The sequence below is a fragment of the Archangium sp. Cb G35 genome, assembly GCF_001896145.1.
GTDB classification, from domain to species: domain Bacteria; phylum Myxococcota; class Myxococcia; order Myxococcales; family Myxococcaceae; genus Archangium; species Archangium violaceum.
The window spans coordinates 95471-119927 of record NZ_MPOI01000005.1; the positions used below are offsets into that span (position 1 = coordinate 95471).

Below are 24457 nucleotides of genomic sequence, written 5' to 3' on the forward strand. Positions count from 1 at the left end.
ACCCTACCGCGTGGACTGGCGCCCTGGGGAGCCCCCCTGCCTCCGGCCTACTTGTGCTCGGGCTCTGGATCGGACCCGGAGCCTGGCTCGGACATCAGCCGGTGCATCTGGACCTTGGCGGGATCCGGAAGCACCCGGGCCACGGCGGCCTGGAGCCGCGTCTTGACCGAGCCGGCGAAGACCTTCTGCTCGCCAGCCATCATCGCCTTGAAGCCCTGGCGCGCGACCTGGGCCGGATCGTCCTTCTTCTGCTGGCCGACCCGGGTGTCATCCATGCCCGCGCGGTGGAAGAAGTTTGTCTCCGTGGGGCCCGGCAGGAGCGCGGTGACACTGACGCCCGCGTCGGCGAGCTCGTTGCGCAACGCTTCCGAGAACGACAGCAGGAAGGCCTTGGAAGCGCCGTACACCGCCTCGAAGGGCGCGGGCATGATGGCCGCGATGGACGAGGTGAAGAGGATCCGGCCGCTGCCTCGCTTCACCATGTCCCGGGCCACCCGCTTGGCCAGGTGGACCGCCGAGGTGACGTTCAACTGGATGAGGTTGAGCTCGTCCTCCAGCTTCGTCTCCGTGAACTCGCCGCCCACGCCAACGCCCGCGTTGATGGCGATGGCATCCACGGGGCGGCCGAGCGACTGGATCTTCGCGTAGAGCCGCTCGACACCGTCGTAGGTCGCGAGGTCGGCCTTCAGGCTCTCGATGTGGGCGCCATTCGCGAGGCTCCGCGCGGCCTCCGTGATGCCGTCGTCCTCGGCGGCGATCAGCACGTCGAAGCCGTTCTGGGCGAACTGTCTGGCCAGCTCGTAGCCGATGCCGCTGGATGCTCCGGTCACGACGGCGAACTGTCTGGGGTTTCCCTGTGTCGACGAAGCCATCAGCCCTCTCCGGGTGTGGAGGCAAAGACGCTTCGCTCAATGTTCGGCGGGCCCCTCCAGCTGGCCACGTCCGGCCGTGCCCGCCACGCTGGTGGGCGGACAGACGAACGAGGGGTTCCCTGTCAGTGTGTCTCGTCTCGCCGCTCAGGGACGGTGGCGCGAGAGCGTGATGGTGAAGGTGTAGTCCACATCGAGCGGCTGCCCCTGCCAGGTGATGGGGGTGTAGCGCTGCTCGTAGAGGGCACTGAGGATGACCGCATCCATGTGACGCCAGACGGCGGGCTGATAGCGCTGCTCTTCCTGTGCGCGGGTGGCGGCCGGCTCCGCTTGCGCGAGGGGTTTGACGACGCAGCAACCCTCCGTCTCTCCCTCGCGGGTGATGATGCACCGGGCGATGAACGTTCCCTCGACACGCTGCTGGAGCGCTTCCTGGGTGTACCGGGGGATGGGCCCCGAGAGCAGCCGGGGCTTTTCCATGAGGCCCTCCTGGAAGAGCACGACGTCCCCGGGCCGGTCCATGGCCTGTAGAAGACCGGCGTCCTGGCCTGGGGAACTGGAGTCGACAGCCGCGCAGCGGGGCAGCTCGAGGCCGGCCGTACCGGTCGTGCTGGCGGTGGCCAGGGCACATGCGGGGAGTGCCGCGAGAGACAACATCGGAAGCCAGGGGAGGTGACGGCTCATGGCGCCGCCCATAGCACACCCGGCGACGGGCTCGTCCCTGGCTTCCGGGACCGGCTGAGGTCCCCCGGATGTGCCCACGGGTTCAGCGTTCCACCACCGAGTCGATGAGCCCGTAGGCGATCGCGCCCTCGGGTGTGAACTCGCGCCCGTGTGTCAGGTTCTCCCGTACTGTCTCCCGTGTCTGTCCGGTGCGCTCGGCGAACAGCTCGATGATGCTGTTGATGGTATGGCGGGTCCGGGAGTCATCCTCCATGCCCGCTTTCACCTCGAAGGGAACGAGGCGGATACGTCCCTGGGGCAGGGAGAAACGCTGGCCCCGGGTTCCGCAGGCCAGCAGCAGCGCGGCCGTGCCATGGCACTGACTCACGCAAATCGTGGTGATGGGCAGCTGCACGTACTCCATCGTGTCGCGGATGGCGAGCGACGCGGGGACGGAGCCCCCTGGCGAGTTGATGTACAGGGAGATGCCCGCCTTGGAATCCTCGCTCTGGAGGAAGAGGAGCTGCGCGACGACGACGTTGGCCACATCGTCGTTGATGGGTGTGCCGATCATGATGATGCGATCGCGCAACAGCCGCTCGGCTTCCTTGCTGTGAGCCCAGCCCGGAAGGGAGGCGACCTCCAGCTCCTGGGATGTTCTGGGAGGCCGCGGAGTCTGGGGGCGGTCCGGTGGCTTCACTGGCTCCGGGGGCTTCTGGGGCTTCGGTTCCTGGCCCCACAGGCGTTGCCACCAGCGTGTCGGGCTCATGGTCGAGGCCTTTCTCCAGCGGGACTTCCAGCGAGGATAGCCCGGCTCAGGGGTCCACGCAGGTGAAGCTCTCCGCGCGTGTCTCGTCTCCAGAGCCGTTGTAGCGCGGATAGCGCGGGTACTTGCACACGGGCCGTGACAGGACGGATTCCCCCGTGGCGCTCCGCTTGTGGGCCACCAGCTTCGCCTGGGAGGGAGGCACTCCACGCTCCACCCAGCCCTCCAGCGCGGAGAGGAGATCCACCTGGGACGGTCCGGCGCCTCCGCTGCAGTGATTGACGCCCGGGGCGGGGAAGTACTCGACGAAGGTGTCCGCGGCTTCCTGTCCTCCCGCCGCGCGGACCAGTGCCTCGTAGTACGCGGCCGTGCCCCGCCAGGTGATGATTCCGTCCGAGCCGCCATGCCGGAGGATGAGCTTGCCGCCGCGCGCCCGGAAACGGCTCAAGTCCGTGTCGTTGGCGGAGACCCGTGCCGTCACCGCGTCGATGCGGGCACGCCACTCGGAGGGCTTGAAGGTCAGCGCGTCGAAGGACGCATCCTGGGTGAGGAAGTAGCGGATCATGTCCTGGGAGAAGCGGTGGCCCGCGGAGCGCTCGAGGTTCCAGTCCGCGGAGAGCCAGGGGGCCCAGCCGCCGGGGTCCACCGCGTCGCCCGGGCCCCAGCCCAGGTGCAGTGTCTTGCCGTCGACCACGTAGGGCGCGGCGAGCGCGCGGGCCGAGGCCACCTGGGCGGGCGTGAGGCAGTTGTCGCCGCTGGCGCCCTGGCACTGGAGGACGGCCGGATCGAACTGGCAGGCGGACGGGTGGGAGATGACGCCGTCGGCGAGGCCATCCTTCGCGTCACACGCCGCGAGCAGCGCCCGGCCCAGGGTCGCGAGCTGTGCGCGCGAGGGCATGGCGCCGGGCTGGACGAGCCGCTGGGTGTGGTGGTTGAAAGCGAGCATCATTTCCACGAAGTCGTAGGCCGGGGCGTGGACGATGATTCCGTCGAAGTCCTCGGGCCAGCGCTGCGCGGCGATCAGCCCCTCGCGTCCTCCATTGGAGCAGCCCTCGAACCACGTTTTCGTGGCGTCGCGGCCGTAGTGCTCGCGGATGAGCGCCCGGGCCACGGGCAGCACGCGGTGGACGGACAGGAAGGCGAAGTCGTCGAGTCTGGCGGGGTCCACCGCGAACGAGCCATCCAACGCGCCTCCGGTATGGCCCCCATCCGAGGCGACAGAGGCATAGCCCCTGGCGATGTACTCATCTCCGGGGATGATGAAGCCGTCATAGCCACCACCCCCGTTGTAGACCGTGCGGCCATTCCACGCGGTGGGCAGCCGCACCTCGAAGTGGAGCGAGGGCGGCAGCATGCCCTTCACCTCGCAATACTCCGGCAAGGCACTGGTCGCGGCCTTGAGGGTGGCGCCGGTGAGCGTTGCCCCCTCCACGGTCCTGACACGAAGGCCCTCGCAAAGCGGCCGCTGGGACACCGCGGGAGGAGGCGGATGCGTGCACGTGGCCGCGCTCAGCAGGAGGAGGACGAGTGCGGGCGGGAGGGTCCGGGGGCTCTGTCGCATGCCCCGAGCCTACGCCTGGGGCGAGCGTCAATAGAATGGGCTGGCGCGCTGGTACTCCTCGGCGCTCCGCAAGTACTCTCGCTTGTCCGCCAGCCGCAAGAGGTCTCCCATCCGTCTGATTCGTGTCCCTTGTTTCAAGAGCATGCTCCTGACCGTCTGGGCATTGGGTTGCGCCGGAAGTCAGGCCGTGCCCGTTGCTGCCCCTGCTCCTGCTGCTGCCCCTGCTCCCGTTGCTGCCCCATCCCCTGCCGCTCCTGTTCCACGTCGGCACTACAATTCCAGCGAACTGAGCGCCGAAGCAGGCGAGGCGATCCTGATGACCGTGGACTCCGATGGGGATGGCATCAAGAACTTTTCGGACAATTGTACCGGGGTCGCCAATCCGGACCAGATTGACACGGATGGGAATGGCTTTGGAGATGCGTGCGAAGGCCCCTTGATCTACGTGGACCTCGTGACGACGCTCTCCTTCTCCGCGAATCCGGCTCGAGTCAATCGGGCGATGACACTGCGGGTGAGTGTCAGCAACAAGGGCGAGACCGCCTCGGGCCCCACGACCCTGGATTTCCTAATCCCCGAAGAGGTGCGATTGCTGGCGGTGGTCTCCAGCGGCCCATGGACGTGTGCGGTCGAATCCGAGGGCAACACGAGGGTTGACTGCACTGTCGACAATCTGGAACCAGGCGCCACGAAGACCGTCTTGCTGCGTGTGAAACCCTTGCAGGTGGGGACCTTTGGCTTCTGGGCCCGGGCCGATTCGGAGCACATCGAGTACGAGGATGAACCCGAGAACAATGAAGTGATTTTGGAGCTGGCCGTCGTTTTGTAACGGCTGGAGGGCGGAACGCCGCGGTCATCCTGGCTGCTCTTGAATGACTTTCAGGAAGGAGCGCACGGCTGGAGCCTTCTCGTTGCGGCGGTACGCGACGGACATCTCCATCAACCCGGTCACGCCGGTGAGGGGGCGGTAGACGACGTTGCCCCCGATGTTGAGTGACACGATGGACGAGGGGACAATCGCCACGCCGAGGCCCGCGGCCACCAGGCTGATGACCGCCATGATGTTGGTGCTCTGGTAGCGGATTCGGGGAACGAAGCCCCCAATCCGTTGCATGGCGGGAAGTCCTTGCTCCCCCTTCGAGCCGGTGTAGTCGACGAAAGACTCCTCCACCAGCAGGTCGACCGGGACGCGGGTTCGTGCGCACAGTGGGTGGCCGGAGGGCAGGGCCACCATCAACGGCCAGGCCCCCACCTGCACTGTCACCAGCTCGGGAGGAATCGGGAGGGAGGGGGCCGTGAGGAAGCCGAGCTGGATGCGTCCCTCCATCAGCGCCTCGAGCTGGTCGAATGGGTGCAACTCGTGGAGCAGCAGCTCGATGTCCGGCGCACGTTGGCGGAAGGCCTTGAGTGTTCTGGCCAGCACGCCCGAGTAGGCGGCATTGATGGAGTACCCGATCCCGAGCCGCCCCAGCTCTCCCTGGCCCGCCCGTTTCGCGACCTGAGCCGCCCGCTCCGCTTGCTCCAGGGTCCGGCGTGCCTCTTCCAGGAAGAGCCTGCCCGCCTCGGTGAGCTCGACATGGCGCCGGGTGCGTTCCAGGAGCCGAGTCCCCAGCTCCTCCTCGAGTGACTTGATCTGCATGCTCAGGGCGGGCTGCACGATGCTCAGCCTTTTGGCCGCGCGAGCGAAGTGCAGCTCCTCGGCCACGGCGACGAAGTAGCGGAGATGGCGCAGCTCCATTCATCACTCCCGATGATTAAAAGCCGATTTTCAATCTATTGGATTTCTCAAGCCATCCCAAACATCTTCATCCGCGAACGCAAAGGCGGAATCGAATGAGACACGCATCGACGAAGAGGATGGCCGCGCTGGGTGCGGCACTGGGGATGTTCGTTCTTGGCTCGGGCCAGGGCGCCCTGGCGCAGGAACTGCCAAAGGCAGACAACGGCATCGACATCCAGAAGGTCACCCCGGAAGGCAAGCTGCCAGGCAGGGCCGTGCCCTATTACATCCGGAATGGCGAGGGCGAGCGGTACCTCGTGGGAGGGTTCGTCGCGGACCTGGTCGCGAGAGGAGAAGACACCCAGGAGTTGTTCGAGACCGCCGTGCTGACAGGAGGCCGGGACGCGAACCTTCCGCTGCACACCCACGCGCGTTCGCACGAGGCCTTCCTCGTCCTCGAGGGGGAGGTCGAACTCTGGCTCGGGAAGGAGCACTACCTGCTGATCCGGGGCGATTTCGCGAGCATTCCGGAAGGGACCCCGCATGCCTTGAAGATGCGGAGCCACCGGACCCAGTTGCTTTCGTGGTCCACGGGCAAGGAGATCAGCCCGATCTACAAGGCGCTCGGCCAGCCGTACGCGGGCCATGTGCAGCCGCCGGAGGTCAACCCCGAACTCTCAGCGGAGCTGCTGAAGAAGGCGGAAGCCAGCGCCGATGTCCGTTTCGAGCGCAAGACCCCGGGCAGGAGCGCGCTCCAGCGGGTGAGCAATGGAAAGCTCCCCGGCACGAAGGTTCCCTACGTCCTCGCCTCCGGTGAAGGCGAGCGGCTGGTCGCGGGTGAGCAGCTCTTCTCCTTCCTCGCGGATCAACAGACCACGGGTGGCGAATTTCTCATCGTCATGAACGAGGGCCCCGCGGGAGAGATGATCCCGGCCCACTTCCACGAGAAGCACACGGAGACCTTCTTCTGCCTCGATGGCTCCATGAACATGCGGGTCAATGGCGAGCTGTTGACGCTGTCTCCGGGAGATTTCGTCCACGCGCCGGCACGGACGATTCACGCCTACCAGCTCAAGAGCCATTACACGCGCATGGTCGGCTTGCTGACCCCGGGGCTCTTCGAGCCGTTCTTCCGCTCCCTGGGAGACCCCTACGCCGGGTACGTGTATCCCCAGACACCTCCGCCCTTCAGGTTCGATCGGGTCCTCTCGAAGCTGAACGAGCTGGATTTGAAGCTCGTTGGAGCGCCCCCCGCGAAATGAACGAGCCTGCCCCCGGTGTGGAGGGCAGGCTCGGGGTTGCGCCGCGGGAGGGAATTACTTGCTGCAGCCGCACCAGTCCGAGGACTGCTGCCGGGCGGCCTGCTCACCCCAGTACGCCGCGCTGTAGCGGGCAACGGAGAAGCCGCTCAACAGGCTCTGGCGCTCCTGCTCCGTCAGTCCCTTGTCCTCCAACGTCTTCGCCTCGAAGGACTTCGTGGTCTCGATCATCTTGTCGGTGTCGAGCGGCGCGACGGCGTTGAAGTAGCTGATGAGCCGCTCACCCACGGGCGGCGTCAGCATTCCGCTCTTCACGCCATTCGCGATGGCGACCTCGATCTCCTCCGTCTGCTCGACGGAGGCGACGAAGTCGAGCGACTTGTTCCAGGCCGCCTCGAGCTCGGGCGCCTTCATGAGCTCCGGCGGGGCGTTCAGCGTCCTGAGGGAGAAATCCCAGATGGGGCCCTTGGTGCGATCACGCGGGAAGGGGAACGGGAAGGGGTTGGGGATGCAGCCCCCCGGGCCGATGATGCCCACCTGGCCGTCCAGCACCTCGTTGTGGTGCCGCCCGATGTGATCGAACGAGTTGCGGGCGTTGGACGGATCGACCGACGACCTGCTGCCCGCGATCACGCCCGAGGTGGTGGTCTGCCGGGTGGCGGCTTCGGCGGAGGCCTGGGCTCCAGAGATGACTCCACCCACGATCCCTCCGATGACAGCGCCCTCGGAACCGAGGATGCGCTCGCCAATCTCGGCGCCCTGCTTCGCTCCCGACACGGCACCTACCACGTCGGCGGCGACGATCCGGATCCACCTCGGCCATCGAATGGACTGGGTATGGGTTCCCTGGGGCGACGGGGTCTGGGGCGCCTCCGCGCTGGGGCCACAACCCGACGCGAGGACGCAGGCGAGAAGAAGGGAGGGACGGAACAAGGTGCGAAGCATGGGGGGTCCTCTCTTGCTGGGGGGACCGTGAAGCCGGAGCGTCACGGTGGCTCCGCGAGCTATCGGAGCGTGTCCCTCCCCAAGAGCAGGAACCGGGCCAGACATGCTTTCCTCTGGGAAGAGTGGAGACCGGCCTTCCCTTGTTGCCGTAGGCGCTACAAGTGGATGGCGGGGATGTTGTTTTCCGATTCACGGGTGGGGTGGGGCGCGGCGTGCGAGGCCGCGAGCTGGCCGCTCAGCACGGGCAGCGCCACCTTCACCGCCACGGTCAGCACCATCAGCCCGAAGGCCCAGATGCCGGCGGTGATCTTCCACTCGGTAAGGGTAGGTACGTACTCCACCACCTCGTGCAGGGTGCTGGGGACGAAGCCGGGGATGATGAGGCCCATGCCCTTTTCAATCCACACACCCGCGAAGGCCAGCGCACACGCCAGGTTGAGCAGCCCCACGTGCCTCCGCGTGGCGGGCAGGTGCACCAGCACCGCCGAGGCGATGTTGAGCGCCACCGCCGTCCAGATCCACGGCACCAGCGCGTGGTGCCCGTGCGATCCGAAGAACAGGTAGCGCACCGCCGTGGCGTGCGAGCCGCCCGTGTAGAAGGCGGTGAACAGCTCCGAGCCCAGCATGAACAGGTTGAGGAGCACCGTCACCCGCATCACCGATGTCAGCGTGCGCAGCGGGCCCTCGCCGATGGGCAGTCCCGTGAAGCGGCGGATGACCTGGAGCAGCACGATGACGAACGCCGGGCCGGTGATGAACGCGGACGCGATGAACCGTGGCGCCAGCAGCGCCGAGTTCCAGAACGGCCGCCCCCCGAGCCCGCTGTAGAGGAACGCCGTCACGCTGTGGATGCTGATGGCCCAGAAGATGGAGAGGAAGACGAAGGGCAGGTACCACTGTTTGCGCGGCTTGCGGCCGAGGAAGCGCATGTAGAGCAGATAGCCGCAGATGTGCAGGTTGATGAGCAGGTAGCCGTTGAGCACCACCACGTCCCAGGTGAGCATGGACACCGGCCAGTTGAACCGGCCAATCCCTGGCAACAGGTGCCACGCCCGTTCCGGGTGCCCCATGTCCACCACGATGAACAGCAGACAGATGGCGATCGCCGCGATCGCGAGCAGCTCGCCAATCAGCGTGACGTCGTGCATCTCGTGGTCGTGGTACAGGTACGCGGGGATGACCATCATCACCGCGCCCGCCGCCAGTCCCACCCCGAAGGTGAAGTTGGCGATGTACAGGCCCCACGAGACATGGTCACTCATCCCCGTGAGGGCCATGCCCTCGGCCAGTTGGTGCGCCCAGGCATTGGCACCCACCAGCGCGATGGCCGTGAGCACCGTCATCCACGTGTAGAAACGCCAGCTCCCGTCCGTGCTCATCCACAGGAGCCGGCCCAGGAACCGCGGGTAGTCGAGCAGGTGACGGGTCGCGCTCATGGCTCACTTGTCGAAGAAGTAGAAGAAGCGGGGGCGCGTCCCGAGCTCTTCCTTGAGCACGAAGACGCGCTTGTTCTCGAGCACCCAGCGGATGGGGCTCTTCGGGTCCAACAGGTTGCCGAACACCCGTGCCCCCGTGGGACACGCCTCCAGGCACGCCGGCAGCCGGCCCGCCCGCGTGCGGTGCAGGCAGAAGGTGCATTTCTCCACCACACCCTGCGGACGCACGCGGTTGGAGAGGTAGCCCTGGTCCGGGTTGATCTCCTCGGGCGGAATCTCCGGCTTCGTCCAGTTGAAGCGCCGCGCGTGGTAGGGGCACGCCGCCTCGCAGTACCGGCAGCCGATGCACCAGTTGTAGTCCACCACCACGATGCCGTCCGGCTCCTTCCACGTCGCCTGCACCGGGCACACCTTCACGCACGGAGCGTTGTCGCACTGGTGGCACTGCACCGGCAGGTAGTACTTCCCCTCGGCTGGCACCGGGTGGTCGTAGTTCGCGTTGCCGTGCTCCAGGTCCAGGCTGCCCTGCTGCATTTCCAGCACCTGGATGTACGAGTTGCCCGTGCGCCTGTCGTGGTTGTTCTCCTGGTGGCACGCCTCGGCGCACCGGCGGCAGCCGATGCACACGCTCAGGTTCAGCGCGTAGCCGAACGACACGCCCTCCTGTGGTGGCAGGTCCCGGATGTCCACGTCCCGGCCGTACTTCTGTTTCGCCTCGGCCTTCAGGTGGACGAGGATCCGGGCCATCTCGTCGCGCGTCAGCTCCTTGTAGTGCTTCTGGAGGAACTCATCGACGGTCAGGTCCTTCGACCACTCGGTGATCGGCGCCATCGCGTGCGCGAAGGCCGCGGCCCCGAGCGTGGCCCCGGCGCCCTTCATCACGGTACGGCGGGAGAGGATGTCACTCATGGTGCTGGGCCTCCTTCGTGTCAGGCCCGCCCTGGGTGGACGGGTGGCGAGGAGGCATCACCGGATGCCCACCCACGTACTTTGGCGAGTGCGGATCGTGGCAGCTCACGCAGTGGTTCCGCGTGCGGTCTCCCCGCGACAGGTCCCAGTAGCCCGTCATGCCGCCGTGCGCCCCCGCCTTGAAGTCCCGGTACTGCGGCCCGTGGCACTGCGCGCACAGCGTCAGCGCCTCCGTCATCGGCAGCGGCTCGCCCGTGGCCAGGTGCAGCGAGCGCGGCTGGTTGGCCTGGTGGCACGAGGTGCAGGCGAGCTCACCATGGCGGAACTGGAGGCCCTGGTGGAACTCCTTCAGCTCCTCGGGCCGCGAGGGCATGGGCTTCGTCTCACGCAGCGAGTGGCAGCTCTCGCATGACACGCGAAGCGGCCGGCCCAGCGCGTCCTTCTGGCCGCTCTCCACCGAGGTGAGCTTCGCCGGCTGGTGGAGTGTCTCCTCGCCGGTGGGCGCCCCCGGAGGCGGTTGGAATCGAGCGGGCTGATCCTTCCCGCAGCCGCCGAGCGCGAGCAGTCCGGCGACGAGCGCCGGGCGCATCCATCTGTCGAGAGGGGTCTCCACGGGCATTTGCGTAAAGCAGCGTCCGTGCCAGCACGGCCCGTCCCCATGGGCCCGCCTCGAAGAGGTCCCGGTCCGCTCGCCTGCCCGCGAAAACCCTGCATCGTTGAAGCAGCTTTGGGCGCAGGCTTTGCGTCACCTCCGCCGTCTTCTCTCTCGGGCCGGGGTGGTCCGCCTCTTGCTCATGGAGCCTGTATGCCCATCAGCAGCCTGGTGCTCACCCTCGATGACTCTCCCGAACTGAGGGCGAGCGCGCTTCGTGAAGTCGCTCGCGACCCGCGCATCACCCTGGGGCCGCCCCTGGAGGAGCGCTGGCTGCCGGTGGTGACGGAGACCGGCAGCCTTCCGGAGGGGGAGGCGCTCGCCGAGTCACTGAGGGACGTACCCGGAGTGAGCTTCGTGGACGTCGTGATGGTGGATTTCTCCGAGGAGGAGCGCTGACCATGGATCGCCGGGACTTTCTCAAGGGCACGGCCATGACGGCGGCGACGCTGGCCGCGAGCCGCCTCGCCTATGGCCAGGACAGGGCCGCCGGGACTCCGCCAGCCGCTGCACCGGGTGGCCAGGGCGTGCAGTGGAACAAGGCGCCCTGCCGCTTCTGCGGCACCGGCTGTCACGTGCAGGTGGGCGTGCAGAACGGCAAGGTGGTGGCCATCGCGGGTGATCAACAGGCGCCGGTGAACAAGGGCCTGCTGTGCGTGAAGGGCTACCACGTGGGGCTCGCCCTCTATGGGAGCGACCGGCTCACCACGCCGCTCCTCAAGAAGGGCGACAAGCACGTGCCCATCAGTTGGGAGGAGGCGATCGACATCGTCGCCCGCCGTGTGCTGAAGGATCCCAAGGGCTTCGGCGTCTACGGCAGCGGCCAATGGACCATCCCCGAGGGCTATGCCGCCTCGAAGTTCGTCAAGGGAGGCCTGGGCTCCAACCAATTGGATGCCAACGCGCGGCTGTGCATGTCCTCGGCGGTGACGGGCTTCCTCGCCACCTACGGCGTGGACGAGCCCGCGGGCTGCTACGACGATCTCGATGCCTGCGACGTGCTCATCATGTGGGGCAACAACCCCGCGGAGATGCACCCGGTCCTCTTCTCGCGCGTCATCGACCGCCGCTCTCGCGGGGAGAAGGTGACGCTCATCGACATCGGCACGCGCAAGACGCGCACCAGTGGGTTCTGCGACCACTCGATGCGCTTCAAGCCGAACACGGACCTGGCCATCGCGTGCGGCATCGCCCACCTGCTGGTGGAGAATGGCACCTACGACAAGGCCTTCGTCGAGGCGAACTGCGCCTTCCGCGCTCCCAACGAGCCCGCCACGCTCGAGGGCAAGGCCATCACCTTCGAGGAATACCGTGAGCTGCTGAAGCCCTACACCCCGGAGAAGGTGGAGGAGATTTCGGGCGTCCCGGCGAAGGACCTGCGGATGCTCGCGGACCTGTTCGGCCGGCGCGACGTGCGCATCACCAGCCTGTGGTGCATGGGGATGAACCAGCACACCCGGGGCACGGCCATCAACAACCTGGTCCACGGGCTCCACCTGCTCAGCGGGCACTTCGGCAAGCCGGGAGATGCGCCCACGAGCCTCACCGGCCAGCCCTCCGCGTGCGGCACCGTGCGCGAGGTGGGAACGCTCGCCCATGCGCTCCCCGGTGGCCGCGTGGTGGCCAAGGCCGAGCACCGCGCGCAGATGGAGGAGATCTGGAACGTCCCCAAGGGCCGTCTCCACGACAAGCCCGGCTACCACACGCTGGAGATGTGGAAGCGTTTCTCCACGCCCACCGAGCAGGGCGGGGACATCCACACCATCTGGGTCCAGGTCACCAACCCCGCGCAGACGCTGCCCAACACGCACAAGCTGGTGGATCCCAGCCGCAAGCTCGCCGACAAGTTCCTCATCGTCTCGGATGTCTATCCCTCGGCCACCGCGCGCATCGCGGACCTCATCCTCCCCTCGGCGATGTGGGTGGAGAAGAACGGCATGACGGGCAACTCCGAGCGGCGCACCCAGCAGTGGTTCAAGATGGTGCGGCCTCCCGGCCAGGCCCGTGACGACGCCTGGCAGCTCATCGCCGTGGCCCACCGGCTCCTCGAGCTCGGCTTCGAGGGCATGAAGGACAAGGACGGCCGCTTCCTCTTCGAGGTGAAGGGCAAGGATGGCAAGCCCGTGCCCCTCTGGGACTTCGCCCACTACTACGACGTCAACGTGGACGAGCACCTCTTCGAGGAGTACCGGAAGACGACCCGCATCAAGCACAAGGACCTGGCGCCCTATCAGGAGTACGTGAAGGCGCGCGGCCTGCGCTGGCCCGTGGTGCAGCAGCCGGATGGCAGCTGGCGCGAGACACGCTTCCGCTTCTCGGGCTTCGATGACCCCTATGTGAAGAAGGGGCGGGACATCCAGTTCTACCACTCGACCACGCACGACGACCGGGCGCAGATCTGGTTCAGCCCCTACGAGCCTCCTCCCGAGTCCCCCGACACCGAGTTCCCCTTCTGGCTGTGCACCGGCCGCGTCATCGAGCACTGGCACTCGGGCACGATGACCATGCGGATTCCACAGCTCCAGCGCGCCATGCCCCAGGCCTATGTGGAGATGAATCGCGCGGATGCGCGGCGGCTCGGGGTGGGTAATGGGGACCAGGTGACGGTGGAGACACGGCGCGGGAAGTTGGACCTGCCCGTGTGGATCGGCGGCCGCGGAGAGCCGCCCGAGGGCTCGCTCTTCGTCCCGTTCTTCGACGAGCGGTTGCTCATCAACTGGCTCACCCTCGACGCGCATGATCCGTTCTCCAAGCAGCCCGACTACAAGAAGTGCGCGGCGCGTGTGCGGCGGCGTGAGCCCGTCGCGGAGAAACAGGGATGAGCCCCGAGGGTGGACAGGGCAGTGGGCTCGGGGCGCGCTGGATCCACGTGGGCGCCGCCGTGGCGGTGGCGTTCGCGGCCACGGGTTTCTTCGCCGGCCTCCGAGCGCCAGAGATGCCGGAGCGTCCGGTGGCTTCGGATCCCCATGCACAACGGGCCGAGCGTGCTCCGAGCTACGGCGAGCTGCGCGAGCAGCGGCGGGGAGACAACGCGCGCATGTACGAGGGCGCCATCGAGTCGCTGTCGGAAGAGCCGTTTCCGGTGAAGCCCCTGCCCGTGGCCACCCCCGAGCAGCGTGCTCAGGCCGTGGCTCAGCGTCAGGGTCACCGTGCTTATGACGGGGCGCCGCCTACCATCCCCCATGAGATAGACCAGCGTGAGGTCCCCGGCTGTCTGGCCTGCCACGGAAAGGGGATGAAGCTGGGCAACCGGGTGGCTCCGAAGATCAGCCATCCGCCGTACCAGAGCTGCACCCAGTGCCATGTGGTGGGGGACTCACCGCGCCCGCTGGCCCCGTACAAGGACATTCCGGGGAATGGTTTCGTGGGGCTGGCCTCGGCGGGGAAGGGCGAGCGGGCATGGCCAGGGGCTCCGCCGGCCATGCCCCATCCGACGCTCATGCGGGACGATTGCGCGAGCTGCCACGGCCCTCGCGGTCTCCCCGGGCTGCGGACCTCACACCCCGAGCGGCTGAACTGCCAGCAGTGCCATGGGTCCTCGGCGCGGCTCGACCAGCGCGGTGGGGCAGGGGGGCCTGGGCTGGTCATGGAGGCGCGGCCATGAGTTCCCGTGTCACGCTCAGCCGCCGTGCGTTCCTCGGCTTCCGCCGGCGCGAGGATGAGCCCAGGCCTCCCATGGCGCCGGCCCCCGTGTCCGCTCCTGCCGCTTCCGAGCCCGGCTTCTCGCTCGAGGCGTTCTATGCCTCCCGTGCACGCTCGGGCGAGGTGACGGGCCATGCGCTGCCGGTGTTTTCCTTGCGCGAGGGGCTCGCCGTTCCGCAGGAGAACATCCGCCGGATGGAAGTGCCGGTGGCTGGGATGAGCGTGCGGGTGCGTCCCCAGCTCTGCCTCGCATGGCAGGGCTCGTTCTGCGGCACCTGCTCCGAGCGCTGCCCCGTCGAGGGCGCCATCGTCATCGAGTCGGGCCGTCCGAGCGTCGTGGAGGCGCGGTGCAACGGCTGCGGCCTCTGCGTGCGGGCGTGCCCGGCTCCGCTCAACGCCCTTGAGTTCCTTCCTCCCCGCCAGCAGGTCCCAGCACCATGACGACAGGTATCCGCCTCGCGAATGTGTCTCCCGAGAACGCCGCGCTTCCCCAGTTGCAGGACGCGCTCCTCGACCCGGAGACCCTGTCGCAGTTGTTCCGGGACATCCAACGCTGTGCCGTGGTGCACGAGGTGCTGCTCAAGGGGAGCGCCTCGTTGATGGCCTCCGAGAAGTCCGTCCCGCTCGATGAGGCCGAGCTGGCGCTCCAGGAGAAGCGGGTCGTCGGCGTGCAAATCCGTTACTGGTACGAAGGCACGAACTGGTGGGACACGCTGATGCACACCCCCCGAGGGATCCGGTTGATCCGCATCGAGCACCGGCTCGGGGGGTAGGGCGCCTCACCCTCTACCGGCTGGAAATCACGGCGCGCAGCCAGGACTCGCTCAGACCCAGCGTGTCCGTGGTGCCAGGCAGGATGGAGCAGCGAGCCACCGGCACGTAGCGGCCAGGCTCCAGGTCCGCCCAGGCGTGGAGGCTGATCGTCCCGTCGGTCCTCATGTCCACGTCACCTGACACCGCCTCCTCGTTCATCATGAAGACGCTCGCCTCGTGGGTGTGGATGCTCACCTGGGTGACCTCGTCGTCCGCGAGGAGCTCCATCGTGCAGGCCACTCCGACAGTGCCGACGTACTTCCTGAAACCCATGCTCGCGTCCAGGAGGACCCAGCTCCGCCTGGTGACGGTGATGCTTTCGCTCGTGAAGCCGCTAAAGGGGATTCGCAGCTCCTCGGAGCCCTCAAGGGCCAGGTTCCCAGAGAAGCGGGCGGTCTGCACGTCCGTGACGGAGGAAGTCCCGGCCGGTCCCTGCGCGCCCGGCGCTCCGTCGGCCCCCTGCGGTCCCCGTAGATCCTCGACTCCACCACAACCCACCACTGCCACCAATCCCATCGCCAGAGCCAGCTTGCAGACGCTTTTCATTACGCGGTGCTCCTTGTCTTGAAAGGGTATGCGCTCGAAACGCGCAATTCCTATAGAGCACCGAAGCAGGAAGCGTGAGTGCAGAGTGCTGCACACACCCTCCTCGCATTGCGAGAAAACGCGTTGAAGTGCGCTTCGAAGAGATTTGTCTCAATTCGATGCGTATCAGGAATGAAGCCATGTAAAACGCCAAAGAACCATCTTCCTGGGAGGCACTGATGCTTCGACCTGGTGTACTGACCGTACTGTTTCTTGGCCTGCTGACGGCTTGTGGACCCGCGGAACCGAATGAGCCGGGGGAGGGCTCGTCCAGCTCTGACGTGGTCATCTCCATCCCCGGGTCGACGCGAGGACTCGCCGCGGAGGTGAGCTCGACGAGTCTCGCGTTCGGGCAGCAGCGCGTGGGCACCAGTTCCACCAGGACGATCGCGTTGAAGAACAACGGGCCAACCACCCTCAGTGTCCCCTCCGTGGCCATCTCCGGGTCTGGGGGGGCAGCCTTCTCCGTGACCCCCTCATCCTTCACACTGGCTCCATGGGCCAGCCAGACCCTGCTCGTGGCCTTCAGCCCGACCGCTCAGGGCAATTTCGAGGGCACGCTCACGTTCACGACCAGCGACCCCACCACTCCGACCCTCTCCATCCCGCTCTCGGGGACCGGTGTGAGGCCCATTCTCGTCGTGGAACCGGCCCCGCTTCATTTCGGTGAGCAACGCGTGGGCACCAGCAGCGCTCCCCTGATCGCGATGGTCAGGAATGCCGGCACGGGGCCGCTCACCCTCTTGTCCTTGTCCATCTCCGGGGGGACGGCCTTCTCGGTGGCTTCGCCAACGATGCCGTACACGCTCGCGCCTGGCATGTCCATGGGGCTGCCGGTCCACTTCCATCCCACAGCCGAAGGCCTGTTCTCGGGCACCCTCTCCCTCGCGACGAGCGATCCCGAGTATTCGTCCATCTCCGTGCCGCTCATGGGCATTGGCGTGATGCCTCGCCTCGTCGTGGAACCCGCTCCGCTCGACTTCGGTGGGCAGAACGTGGGCACCACTGCCCTCAGGAGCGTGCGGCTCAGGAACATCGGCTCGGGATCCCTCGTCATCTCCTCGGCGGCTCTTTCGGGCGGGCCCTTCTTCTTGACCGCTCCGCCGATCATGCCCCTCACGCTGCCCGCGGGCGCGAGCCAGGAATTCATGGTGGGCTTCAGCCCGACGCACGTGGGCACCGTTACGGGAGTGCTCTCCCTCGCGACCAACGATGTGGCCAACCCCATGTTCGCCATCCCCCTGACGGGGGTGGGTGTTGGCTCGGAGGCCGGTCTCGTCTTCGAGCCGTCTTCGCTCGACTTCGGTACGCAAAGCGTGGGGACCAGCAGCACCCGCGTGGTGACCGTCACCAATGTCAGCTTCGGCCCCCTGTTCCTCACGTCGCAGGCACTCACCGCGAGCGTCTATCCGTCCTTCTCCTCGACGACGCTGCCGGCCATCCCGTTCTACCTGTCCCCCGGCTCCAGCCTGAACTTCCTGGTGACCTTCAACCCGGGTGACGTGGGCTCGGTGACGGGCACGCTCCAGCTCACCACCAACGAGCCGCTCGTCTCTGGCGCCACGCTCCCGCTCTCGGGCAGTGGAGTGAGCACCTTGCTCGGCGGGTTGTAGTCGTGCCGGCCCCTCCGCGGCTCACGGGCGGAGGGGCCAGACGCGTGGAGGAGGGGACCTCCGTGTCACAGCGAGATTTCCCACTCCTCCGCTACCGCGCGCTGTGCCTCCGCCTCCTGTTCCCGCCCCAGCTTCTCCAGCAGCGTGGGCCACAACACCGGATGCGGCAGTCCCTCCGCGCACCCGCGCAGGCCCGCCTCGATCTCTCCCAGGTCCGCCTCCGGCGGTACGGCCAGCAGCGCGAAGAACCCGGGCACTTCCTCACCCCCCGGGGTCATCAGCCGGTACGTGTCCGAGGTGCGCACCGACAGGCGTGCCCCGCATGCCGCCAGCGTCTCGTACATCCGCTCGATGGCCTCATCGCCCGGGCCCACGCCGTCCAGCGCGAAGACGCTGTACCTGCCCGGCCGGAGCACCTCCACGACGGGGTACAGCCAGGAGTGCTCCTCTTCCTCCCCTTCGGCGGGACCCTCGTTGAGCGGCGTGGCGTCGAAGACCACGGTGTCCCCCACGTGCTGGGCGGAATCCGGCATGGCGATGGAGACCACGCGTGCGGTGACGGGGCCGGTGCGCCGCGCCCACACCTCCGTGAAGGTTCCGTCCGGCTCGGTGTAGCGCAGCCGGCACGCCTCCCACTCCTCCTCCACCGGGCCCGAGTCCTCTTTCAGCTTGAACCCGAGCCGTGCGGCGGACGCGCGCACCACGTCCCAGCGCCCGAGCAGGGTGGCCACGAGCATCCGGTCCCAATCGTGCGGCCCGGGCTCCGTCCAGCGGGCCACGGCGTCGTCCAGCCGCGCCAGGGCTCGCTCCCGCTCGCCCGTGTCGCGCTCCAACGCCGCGAGTGTCAGGGTGGTCCCGCGCAGCTCCGGGTCGAGCTCCAGCATCGCGCGCAGCGGGGCCTTGGCGGCCGCTTTCTCTCCCGACTCGAGCGCGGCCCGGGCCCGCAGCCGGTACGCCTCCACGCGAAGGGGCGTGTCTCCGGACGCGTTCAGCACCGAGTCGATCAGGGCATGCAGTTCCGTGAATCGCCGCCGCTCGAGCAGGTTCATGCCGAGCTCCCGCACGATATCGGGAGTGGGGTGCGCGTCCGCGTCCAGCAGCGAGCGCAGCGCCACCTCCGCCTCTTCGCCGCGGCCCAGTTGCTCCAGCGCCTTCGCCTGGGCTCGCACGAGCGTTGCCCGCTCCCCGGGCCAGCGTGTCCGTGCCGCGTCGAGCAGCCGGAGCACGTCCTCGGGGCCCTTCTCCGCCTGTTCGAGCAGCGCCGCGGCTGACTCTGGCGGCTCGGGCGGACGCTCGGACGTGAGGGCCTCGGCCCGCGCCCGGAGACGGCGCAGCGTCTCGTCCGCGCCCAGGGGTTTGCGCAGCCGGGGCACGAGCGCCTCGAGCCTCGCGCATGCGTGCAATGCGGATTGCGGCTGGCCTCGCTTCAGTGCGGCCTCGGCGCGCTGCTCCTCGATGCGGACCGCTCCGCGGATGGTTCCCGTGCTCGCGAGCCGCCCGGCGAGCTCCAGCAGTGTGCGCTCCAGGTTCGCGTCGTTGCCGATGGCTCCGGCCTTCATCAGCTGGACGAGGGCGTCCGCCCAGTTGCCGTAGTGGCCAGGCGTGGCACGCACCGCGGACAGGGCGGGCAGGACCTCGAGCGCCTCGGAGGTGCGCCCCATGCGCGCGAGCACCCGCGCTTGCAGGATGCGCGCTTCCATTCGGGTGTGGTCGGACAGGGTGCTTTCCTCGCACGCCTCCGCCGCCGCGAGCGCTTCCGGCAACCGGCCCAGCGCGAGGAGCACGTCGGTGCGCTCGCCCAGGAGGTATTTGCGCTTGTGACCCTGGCCGGCCGCCACCAGGGCGGCTTCCTGCTTCTCGAGCCACGCGAGTGCCTCCTCGAAGCGCTCCTCGTCCATCAAGCCCAGGAAGTACTCGGTGGAGAGGCACGTGAAGCACGGCCAGGTGGCGTCGATACGCGAGAGTGTCTCGAGGACGACCGCCTTGCGCTCGGAGGCCCAGCCCGGGCCGTCCGCGCGCCCATAGCAACCGGCCACGTCCTGGGTGGCGCAGACGCTCTGGGGGCACTCGCGCGTCTCCTCGCGGTGGGCGAACTCCAGGAGCGAGATGGACTCGGAGAGCCACTCTCCCGGCTCGGAGCGGTGGAAGATGCGGCTCTGCAGGTTCCAGTGCCGGAAGAAGACCTCCAGCCACGGGCTCTTCGCCTGGCGGGCGAGCGCGAGCGCTTCGGGGAAGAGCGCGTCCGCCTGGGTATGGGCGTCCTCGGTGACGACGGTGGGCAGCCGGTCGATGAGCTCGGCGAGGCGGGTATTTCCCAGGCGGCGTGCTTCGGCTTCGGCTTCGTTCACCCACTTCCAGATGTCCATGACGGGTGTGTTTCCTCGTGAAGGGGGATGGGTCAGGCGGAAGGCGGGAGCAGCGCGCACAGGGCCGCGGAGATGCCTTCCAGGGCGGAGGCCACGCTCGGTGCGCCGGCGCGCTCATCGCGGTGGGAGAGGAGCGTGCACAGGCCCGAGAGCAGCCGCGCGGCCGAGCGTGCCCGGTCCTCGGGGGCCGCGAGCAGCGCTTGCAGCGTGGGGGCGTCCACGTTGAGGTAGAGGCGCGCCTGGGCGCGGGAGGAGATGGTGGCGGTGAAGCCGCGCGCCAGGGACAGCACCGCGGCGCCGATGCGCTTGTCCGCCGCGTCCGCCTCGAGCCGGGCCTTCAGCTCGGCCTCGCGGTCCGGCACCAGCACCAGCGGCAGGGCGGGCGGGGAGAAGCGGCTCGGCACCAGCTCCACGCCGTCCTCCGCGAAGAGGGCGCGCAGCCGCTCCTCCTGGGCGGGCTCCAGTTGCACGCGGGGGAAGAGGGCCGCGTTGCCCTCGCGCGTGCCGAGCTGCAGCACGGGCAGCCCCTGCCGCTCGGCCCACCTCCGGGTGAAGGGCAGCGCGGCGTAGCGGCCCGAGTCCACCACGGGCACGCCGAGCGCGCGGCAGAGCACCTCCTCGGGCCCTCCGCTCTCTCCGGTGGAGGCGTGCAGCCTGCCTCCGCTGCGCCGTCGCACGGCGGGCAGGGTGAGGTCACCCTCGGTGGTGGGCACCTTGAGCGCGTCCGCGAGCAGGGTGAAGAGCCGCTCGTCGCACAGGGCCGCGCCGAGCAGGGCCTCGTTGTGGCGCTGGAGCAGCCGCCGCCAGGTGGGCTCGTCCTCGCGGGCCAGCCGCGACAGCCCGTCGATGAGGCACTCGCGCACCTGCTCCGACGTCACGTCGAAGGCCGCGTCGCGCTGGACGTCCTCGCGGCTCGCCGTGGGGGTGAGTGCGTCCGCTTCGAGCACGCCCCCCACGAAGCCGGCCCACTCCGGGAGCAGCTCGCGCGCGTCGCGGCTCACCAGCATGCCGCGTACGAAGATGGAGAGGTTGCGGTTGTCGGAGGTGCCGAACGTGGCGCCGTCCTGCAGCCACAGCAGGCCGCTCGCACTGCCTCCGTTGCCGGGGGCCATGGGCAGCGTGCACAGCGGCTCGAAGCGCTGTTCGAAGCGCGCGGCGAAGGTCCGCTCGAGCGAGCGCCGGCGCAGGGGCGAGTGGGCCTCCGTGTCGCGCCACGGCGGCGGAGGGCGGTTGATGGCGGGCCGCTCCGGGCCGCTCACGTGGATGGCCATGGGCAGCAGGCAGCAGTAGCGCCGCAGCAGCGCCTCCAGCGCGGGAGCGTCACACAGGGGCCGGAAGCGCTCGGAGAGCTGGAGCACCACGCGCGTGCCCACCTCCTGGGCGGCGTGCGGGGCCACCGTGTAGCGCTCGCCCCCGGCGCTGGAGAAGTGCCAGCCTTCCTGGGGCGTCTGGAAGGAGGTGGTGTAGAGGTCCACCCGCGTGCTGACCACGTAGGCGGAGAGGAAGCCGATGCCGAACTGGCCGATGAGCCCCGCGTCCGCGCCCGCGGCCCGGAGGCGCCCGGTGTAGCCCGCGCCCACCGTGGCCAGGTAGCGGTCGATCTCCTCGCGGGTGAGTCCCGCTCCGTTGTCCACGATGGACAGCGTGCCCGCGGCCGCGTCCGGCACCACGAGGATGCGGCCCTCGGGGGCGGACGTGTCCTCCAGACGGCGCCGCGTGCAGCTGTCGTGCGCGTTCTGCACGAGCTCACGGACCACCACCTCGGGGGTGGAGTACATGTTGTTGGCCAGCACCCGCATCAAGCCACCCAGGTCCACCTGGGTGCGCACCAACTCGGCAACAGGACTCACGCGCTCTCCGGCAAAAAACGGAGCCCGCACGGTAAGCGAGCCCGGCGGGGAAGGGGAACGCACGCGGAGGAAGGCACCTCCCGTTGGCGATCCGCGCCCCATGGACGCGGCGGGCCGGCCCGCCTGACGGATGCCTCCAGGTCCATATTCTCCGACACGTGCCCACACGTCTGGAGATGGGAAAGGAGACTACGCTGCGCCCCCATGAGCACTTCGAATCCGCCATCCTCCGTGCCCGCGGGGTCGCACGCCATCGTCTATGGCGGCAGCATCGCCGGGTTGATGTCCGCGGGCGTCCTGTCCCGCCACTTCGAGCGCGTCACCCTGGTGGAGCGGGATGTATTCCCGGACGGGCCGATGCCGCGCAAGGGCGTCCCCCAGGCGCAGCACATCCATGGTCTGCTCACGCGGGGAATGGACATCCTCGCTGGCGTCCTGCCGGGCATCCGGGAGGACCTGGTGGCCGCCGGAGGGGAGTTCCTGGACGGGGTCGAGACCGTCGCCTCGTTCGGGGGCGGGAGCTGGCGCCCACGATTTCGCTGTGGCGTGAGCGCCGCCTCCGTGAGCCGGTTGTTGCTCGAGTGGGCGATTCGCCAGCGTCTGCGGGCCCTCGCGAACGTGCGCATCCTCGATGGCCGGGAAGCGGTGGGCTGGAAGGCGAGCGATGACCGGACGCGCATCACGGGACTCCAGCTCCAGGCGCCGGGCGGCGGTCAGGAGGAGACGCTCGAGGCCGAGCTGGTGGTGGACACCAGCGGCCGTGGTTCGCGCATGCCCCAGTGGCTGGAGGCGCTGGGTTACCCTCGTGTGGAGGAGACGCGCATCCGCGTGGACGTGGGTTACGCCACCCGTCTCTTCCGCAAGCCGCCGGGCTTCGAGCCGGGATGGCGCTCCCTGGTGCTCGCGCCCAGGCTGCCGGAGGAAAGGCGGCTCGGAATCGTCCAGGAGATTGAAAACAGACAGTGGCTGGTGACGCTGGGAGGCTGGCTGGGCGATGCGCCCGCGACGGCGGATGAGGCGGTGTTCCTCGAGTTCGCCCGGAGCCTGCCCCAACCGCACCTGTACGAGGCCATCAAGAACGCCGAGCCGCTCGGGCCCGTCCACATCTACCGCTTCCCGCACCACCAGCGCCGCCACTACGAGCGCATGCCCCGCTTCCCCGAGGGGCTCGCGGTGGTGGGTGATGCCTTCTGCTCGTTCAACCCCACCTACGGCCAGGGGATGAGCACGGGCGCCATGCAGGCCGAGGCGCTCGGAGAGAGCTTGCGCCAGGGCCTGCGCGGGGCCTCCGATCGCTACCGCCGCCGGGCAGGAGAGATCCTCCAGGGGCCCTGGGCCCTCGCGACGGCCGGAGACCTGGCCTTCCCCGAGGTGGAGGGCAAGCGCCCGCCCGGGTTCGCACTGATGACCTGGTACGGCAACCGCTTCCAACAGCTCGCGGGCTACGACGAGGAGGCGCTGACGACCTTCCTGCGGGTGCAACACATGCTCGAGTCACCCGCCGCCATGTTCTCTCCACGCATGGTGCTCAAGGTGCTCACCGTCCAGCCCGGCAAGGCCGCTCGGACCCCGGGGCCACCGCTGCTCGCCGCTCCCACCTCGCGAGCAGCCTGAGCGAGGCGGGGGCGGAGAGGCCTCATCCCGGCATCGGCCCCACGTAGCGTGAGGCGGGCCGGATGAGCCGTCCCGTCGCCCGCTGCTCGGAGATGTGCCCGAGCCACCCGGCGACGCGGCCACAGGCGAAGGTGGGCGAGAACATCGTGCGGTCGAGGCCCACCGCGTCGAGCAGCACGGCGGTGTAGAACTCCACGTTCGCGCGCAGGGGGCGGTCCGGGTAGCGCTGGCGCAGGAGGTCCTCGGCCGCGCGCTCCACCGCCCGTGCGAGGGCGAGCCGCTCGGTCCGCAGCCCCCCGCGCTCGAGCCGCTCGAGGGCCCGCTCCAGCACCGCCGCGCGGGGATCCCTCACGCGGTAGATGCGATGGCCCATGCCCATGATGCGGCGCCCGGCGCGCAGTTCCTCCTCGAGCCAGGACGTGGCCCGCTCCGGACGGGCAATGCCGTCGAGCATGTCCAGCACCGGCCCGGGTGCGCCGCCGTGCAGCGGCCCCTTCAACGCGCCGATGGCGCCCACCACCGCCGATACGGCGTCCGAGCCCGTCGAGGCAATCACTCGCGCGGTGAACGTGGAGGCATTGAGCCCGTGGTCGGAGACGGTGACCAGATAGGCGTCGAGCCCGGCGGCTCGCTCGGGATGGAGCTCACCGGTCACCATGCGCAGCAGGTCCGCCGCGTGGGACAGCGCCGGGTCCGGCGGCACCGGCGCCAGCCCGCGTCCGCGCCGCGCCCACGCTCCCGCGAACACGGCGAGGGCTCCCGTCAACAGGAGGTTCGTCGCCAGGTCCCCCTCGGAGCTCTCCGGCACGTGGGCCGCCGCGGCCCGCAGTGCGTCCATGCCGTCCTTCGCCGAGAGCGCATCTCCCAACCCGCCGAGCAGCCCGAAGGCGCGTACCCGTGCCTCGCCCAGCGCCGCCTGGAGCGAGTCCGGGAGCGCCTGCTTCGCGTAGGGTGCCCAGAGCCGTGCGCACACGTCCTCGAACGAGCTGGCTCCGGCGAGAGACTCCACATCACCGCCGGCAATCACCAGCCGCCCGCGCTCACCGTCCACTTCACTCAATCGGGTCTCGGCCACCACCACGCCTTCGAGTCCCGCCTGCACAGCCGTTTGCGTCGTGCCCATGTTCGTGCCCTCCGACGCAAGCTGTAATGAGCCGCCCACGGGTCCAAAAGTGGATTCGACAATCGACATGT

The 24457-nt window shown here is 68.6% G+C and carries 22 protein-coding genes; 9 read left to right on the forward strand and 13 right to left on the reverse strand.

Going from position 1 to position 24457, the window contains the following annotated elements; translation table 11 throughout:
• Positions 1-47: 47 nt before the first annotated feature.
• From BO221_RS16700 to BO221_RS16715, 4 genes are all read right to left on the reverse strand, one after another.
• Positions 48-872 (reverse strand): SDR family oxidoreductase, encoded by an 825-nt coding sequence (locus BO221_RS16700; RefSeq protein WP_073561467.1) that lies wholly within the window; start codon positions 870-872, stop codon positions 48-50.
• Between the two features lie 144 nt (positions 873-1016).
• Positions 1017-1553 (reverse strand): energy transducer TonB, encoded by a 537-nt coding sequence (locus BO221_RS16705; protein ID WP_158079860.1) that lies wholly within the window; start codon positions 1551-1553, stop codon positions 1017-1019.
• Positions 1554-1635: 82 nt separating this feature from the next.
• Positions 1636-2301 (reverse strand): ClpP family protease, encoded by a 666-nt coding sequence (locus tag BO221_RS16710; RefSeq protein WP_073561469.1) that lies wholly within the window; start codon positions 2299-2301, stop codon positions 1636-1638.
• A gap of 46 nt (positions 2302-2347) precedes the next feature.
• Entirely contained in the window at positions 2348-3859 is a 1512-nt protein-coding gene (locus BO221_RS16715; RefSeq protein WP_073561470.1) for a tannase/feruloyl esterase family alpha/beta hydrolase, read from the reverse strand.
• A gap of 142 nt (positions 3860-4001) precedes the next feature.
• Between BO221_RS16715 and BO221_RS54865 the strand changes: the two genes are divergently transcribed.
• Entirely contained in the window at positions 4002-4688 is a 687-nt protein-coding gene (locus tag BO221_RS54865) for a CARDB domain-containing protein (RefSeq protein ID WP_158079861.1), read from the forward strand.
• Between the two features lie 24 nt (positions 4689-4712).
• On the opposite strand, the gene BO221_RS16730 is transcribed toward BO221_RS54865, so the two are convergent.
• A complete protein-coding gene (locus BO221_RS16730; protein ID WP_073561471.1) occupies positions 4713-5597 on the reverse strand; it encodes a LysR substrate-binding domain-containing protein in 885 nt (294 codons plus the stop codon).
• Positions 5598-5692: 95 nt separating this feature from the next.
• Here BO221_RS16730 and BO221_RS16735 point away from each other — a divergent pair, with 95 nt between their 5' ends.
• The gene (locus tag BO221_RS16735; RefSeq protein ID WP_083681100.1) at positions 5693-6841 is read left to right on the forward strand and encodes a quercetin 2,3-dioxygenase; all 1149 of its coding nucleotides are present in this window, start codon (positions 5693-5695) and stop codon (positions 6839-6841) included.
• A 54-nt stretch (positions 6842-6895) separates the two neighbouring features.
• Here the strand turns inward: BO221_RS16735 and BO221_RS16740 are convergent, their stop codons facing one another.
• From BO221_RS16740 to BO221_RS16755, 4 genes are all read right to left on the reverse strand, one after another.
• Positions 6896-7783, reverse strand: a complete 888-nt coding sequence (locus BO221_RS16740; protein WP_143195494.1) for a hypothetical protein — start codon at positions 7781-7783, stop codon at positions 6896-6898.
• A gap of 155 nt (positions 7784-7938) precedes the next feature.
• On the reverse strand, positions 7939-9219 hold the full coding sequence (gene dsrP, locus BO221_RS16745; protein ID WP_073561473.1) for a sulfate reduction electron transfer complex DsrMKJOP subunit DsrP: 1281 nt from the start codon (positions 9217-9219) through the stop codon (positions 7939-7941).
• 3 nt (positions 9220-9222) lie between these two features.
• Positions 9223-10128, reverse strand: a complete 906-nt coding sequence (locus BO221_RS16750) for a 4Fe-4S dicluster domain-containing protein (protein WP_073561474.1) — start codon at positions 10126-10128, stop codon at positions 9223-9225.
• Positions 10121-10741 carry a hypothetical protein gene (locus BO221_RS16755; RefSeq protein ID WP_143195495.1) on the reverse strand — a complete coding sequence of 207 codons (621 nt, stop codon included), beginning with the start codon at positions 10739-10741 and terminating at the stop codon, positions 10121-10123. Before BO221_RS16755 ends, BO221_RS16750 begins: the two co-directional genes overlap by 8 nt.
• Positions 10742-10933: 192 nt before the next feature.
• Between BO221_RS16755 and BO221_RS16760 the strand changes: the two genes are divergently transcribed.
• The 5 genes from BO221_RS16760 to BO221_RS16780 are packed head-to-tail and all read left to right on the forward strand — an operon-like array spanning position 10934 to position 15195.
• Positions 10934-11179, forward strand: coding sequence for a hypothetical protein (locus BO221_RS16760; RefSeq protein WP_073561476.1), 246 nt, complete (start codon positions 10934-10936; stop codon positions 11177-11179).
• A 2-nt stretch (positions 11180-11181) separates the two neighbouring features.
• Entirely contained in the window at positions 11182-13602 is a 2421-nt protein-coding gene (locus BO221_RS16765; protein ID WP_073561477.1) for a molybdopterin-dependent oxidoreductase, read from the forward strand.
• Positions 13599-14384, forward strand: coding sequence for a nitrate reductase cytochrome c-type subunit (locus BO221_RS56195; RefSeq protein WP_073561478.1), 786 nt, complete (start codon positions 13599-13601; stop codon positions 14382-14384). Before BO221_RS16765 ends, BO221_RS56195 begins: the two co-directional genes overlap by 4 nt.
• A complete protein-coding gene (locus tag BO221_RS16775) occupies positions 14381-14863 on the forward strand; it encodes a 4Fe-4S binding protein (RefSeq protein WP_073561479.1) in 483 nt (160 codons plus the stop codon). Before BO221_RS56195 ends, BO221_RS16775 begins: the two co-directional genes overlap by 4 nt.
• Positions 14860-15195, forward strand: coding sequence for a hypothetical protein (locus BO221_RS16780; protein WP_073561480.1), 336 nt, complete (start codon positions 14860-14862; stop codon positions 15193-15195). Before BO221_RS16775 ends, BO221_RS16780 begins: the two co-directional genes overlap by 4 nt.
• Positions 15196-15208: 13 nt before the next feature.
• Here BO221_RS16780 and BO221_RS16785 read toward each other — a convergent pair whose 3' ends face one another.
• Positions 15209-15781 (reverse strand): hypothetical protein, encoded by a 573-nt coding sequence (locus BO221_RS16785; protein ID WP_073561481.1) that lies wholly within the window; start codon positions 15779-15781, stop codon positions 15209-15211.
• A 365-nt stretch (positions 15782-16146) separates the two neighbouring features.
• Between BO221_RS16785 and BO221_RS16790 the strand changes: the two genes are divergently transcribed.
• Positions 16147-17433: a choice-of-anchor D domain-containing protein gene (locus tag BO221_RS16790; protein ID WP_158079862.1), complete on the forward strand. Its 1287-nt coding sequence runs from the start codon at positions 16147-16149 to the stop codon at positions 17431-17433.
• A gap of 65 nt (positions 17434-17498) precedes the next feature.
• Here BO221_RS16790 and BO221_RS16795 read toward each other — a convergent pair whose 3' ends face one another.
• Positions 17499-19799, reverse strand: a complete 2301-nt coding sequence (locus BO221_RS16795) for a hypothetical protein (protein ID WP_073561483.1) — start codon at positions 19797-19799, stop codon at positions 17499-17501.
• Between the two features lie 32 nt (positions 19800-19831).
• The gene (locus BO221_RS16800) at positions 19832-21649 is read right to left on the reverse strand and encodes an ATP-binding protein (protein ID WP_073561484.1); all 1818 of its coding nucleotides are present in this window, start codon (positions 21647-21649) and stop codon (positions 19832-19834) included.
• Between the two features lie 204 nt (positions 21650-21853).
• Here BO221_RS16800 and BO221_RS16805 point away from each other — a divergent pair, with 204 nt between their 5' ends.
• Positions 21854-23263, forward strand: coding sequence for an NAD(P)/FAD-dependent oxidoreductase (locus tag BO221_RS16805; protein WP_073561485.1), 1410 nt, complete (start codon positions 21854-21856; stop codon positions 23261-23263).
• Positions 23264-23285: 22 nt separating this feature from the next.
• On the opposite strand, the gene BO221_RS16810 is transcribed toward BO221_RS16805, so the two are convergent.
• Positions 23286-24386: a citrate synthase gene (locus BO221_RS16810; RefSeq protein ID WP_073561486.1), complete on the reverse strand. Its 1101-nt coding sequence runs from the start codon at positions 24384-24386 to the stop codon at positions 23286-23288.
• Positions 24387-24457: the final 71 nt, after the last annotated feature.

What these genes read in the sequence shown, in the direction of transcription:
- BO221_RS16740 (WP_143195494.1), bottom strand. Translation starts at nt 7,783, where the DNA reads ATGCTTCGCACCTTGTTCCGTCCCTCCCTTCTTCTCGCCTGCGTCCTC.
- BO221_RS16775 (WP_073561479.1), top strand. Translation starts at nt 14,381, where the DNA reads ATGAGTTCCCGTGTCACGCTCAGCCGCCGTGCGTTCCTCGGCTTCCGC.
- BO221_RS16730 (WP_073561471.1), bottom strand. Translation starts at nt 5,597, where the DNA reads ATGGAGCTGCGCCATCTCCGCTACTTCGTCGCCGTGGCCGAGGAGCTG.
- BO221_RS16750 (WP_073561474.1), bottom strand. Translation starts at nt 10,128, where the DNA reads ATGAGTGACATCCTCTCCCGCCGTACCGTGATGAAGGGCGCCGGGGCC.
- BO221_RS16765 (WP_073561477.1), top strand. Translation starts at nt 11,182, where the DNA reads ATGGATCGCCGGGACTTTCTCAAGGGCACGGCCATGACGGCGGCGACG.
- BO221_RS16780 (WP_073561480.1), top strand. Translation starts at nt 14,860, where the DNA reads ATGACGACAGGTATCCGCCTCGCGAATGTGTCTCCCGAGAACGCCGCG.
- BO221_RS54865 (WP_158079861.1), top strand. Translation starts at nt 4,002, where the DNA reads ATGCTCCTGACCGTCTGGGCATTGGGTTGCGCCGGAAGTCAGGCCGTG.
- BO221_RS16810 (WP_073561486.1), bottom strand. Translation starts at nt 24,386, where the DNA reads ATGGGCACGACGCAAACGGCTGTGCAGGCGGGACTCGAAGGCGTGGTG.
- BO221_RS16785 (WP_073561481.1), bottom strand. Translation starts at nt 15,781, where the DNA reads ATGAAAAGCGTCTGCAAGCTGGCTCTGGCGATGGGATTGGTGGCAGTG.
- BO221_RS16805 (WP_073561485.1), top strand. Translation starts at nt 21,854, where the DNA reads ATGAGCACTTCGAATCCGCCATCCTCCGTGCCCGCGGGGTCGCACGCC.
- BO221_RS16705 (WP_158079860.1), bottom strand. Translation starts at nt 1,553, where the DNA reads ATGAGCCGTCACCTCCCCTGGCTTCCGATGTTGTCTCTCGCGGCACTC.
- BO221_RS16715 (WP_073561470.1), bottom strand. Translation starts at nt 3,859, where the DNA reads ATGCGACAGAGCCCCCGGACCCTCCCGCCCGCACTCGTCCTCCTCCTG.
- BO221_RS56195 (WP_073561478.1), top strand. Translation starts at nt 13,599, where the DNA reads ATGAGCCCCGAGGGTGGACAGGGCAGTGGGCTCGGGGCGCGCTGGATC.
- BO221_RS16710 (WP_073561469.1), bottom strand. Translation starts at nt 2,301, where the DNA reads ATGAGCCCGACACGCTGGTGGCAACGCCTGTGGGGCCAGGAACCGAAG.
- BO221_RS16735 (WP_083681100.1), top strand. Translation starts at nt 5,693, where the DNA reads ATGAGACACGCATCGACGAAGAGGATGGCCGCGCTGGGTGCGGCACTG.
- BO221_RS16760 (WP_073561476.1), top strand. Translation starts at nt 10,934, where the DNA reads ATGCCCATCAGCAGCCTGGTGCTCACCCTCGATGACTCTCCCGAACTG.
- BO221_RS16700 (WP_073561467.1), bottom strand. Translation starts at nt 872, where the DNA reads ATGGCTTCGTCGACACAGGGAAACCCCAGACAGTTCGCCGTCGTGACC.
- BO221_RS16795 (WP_073561483.1), bottom strand. Translation starts at nt 19,799, where the DNA reads ATGGACATCTGGAAGTGGGTGAACGAAGCCGAAGCCGAAGCACGCCGC.
- dsrP (WP_073561473.1), bottom strand. Translation starts at nt 9,219, where the DNA reads ATGAGCGCGACCCGTCACCTGCTCGACTACCCGCGGTTCCTGGGCCGG.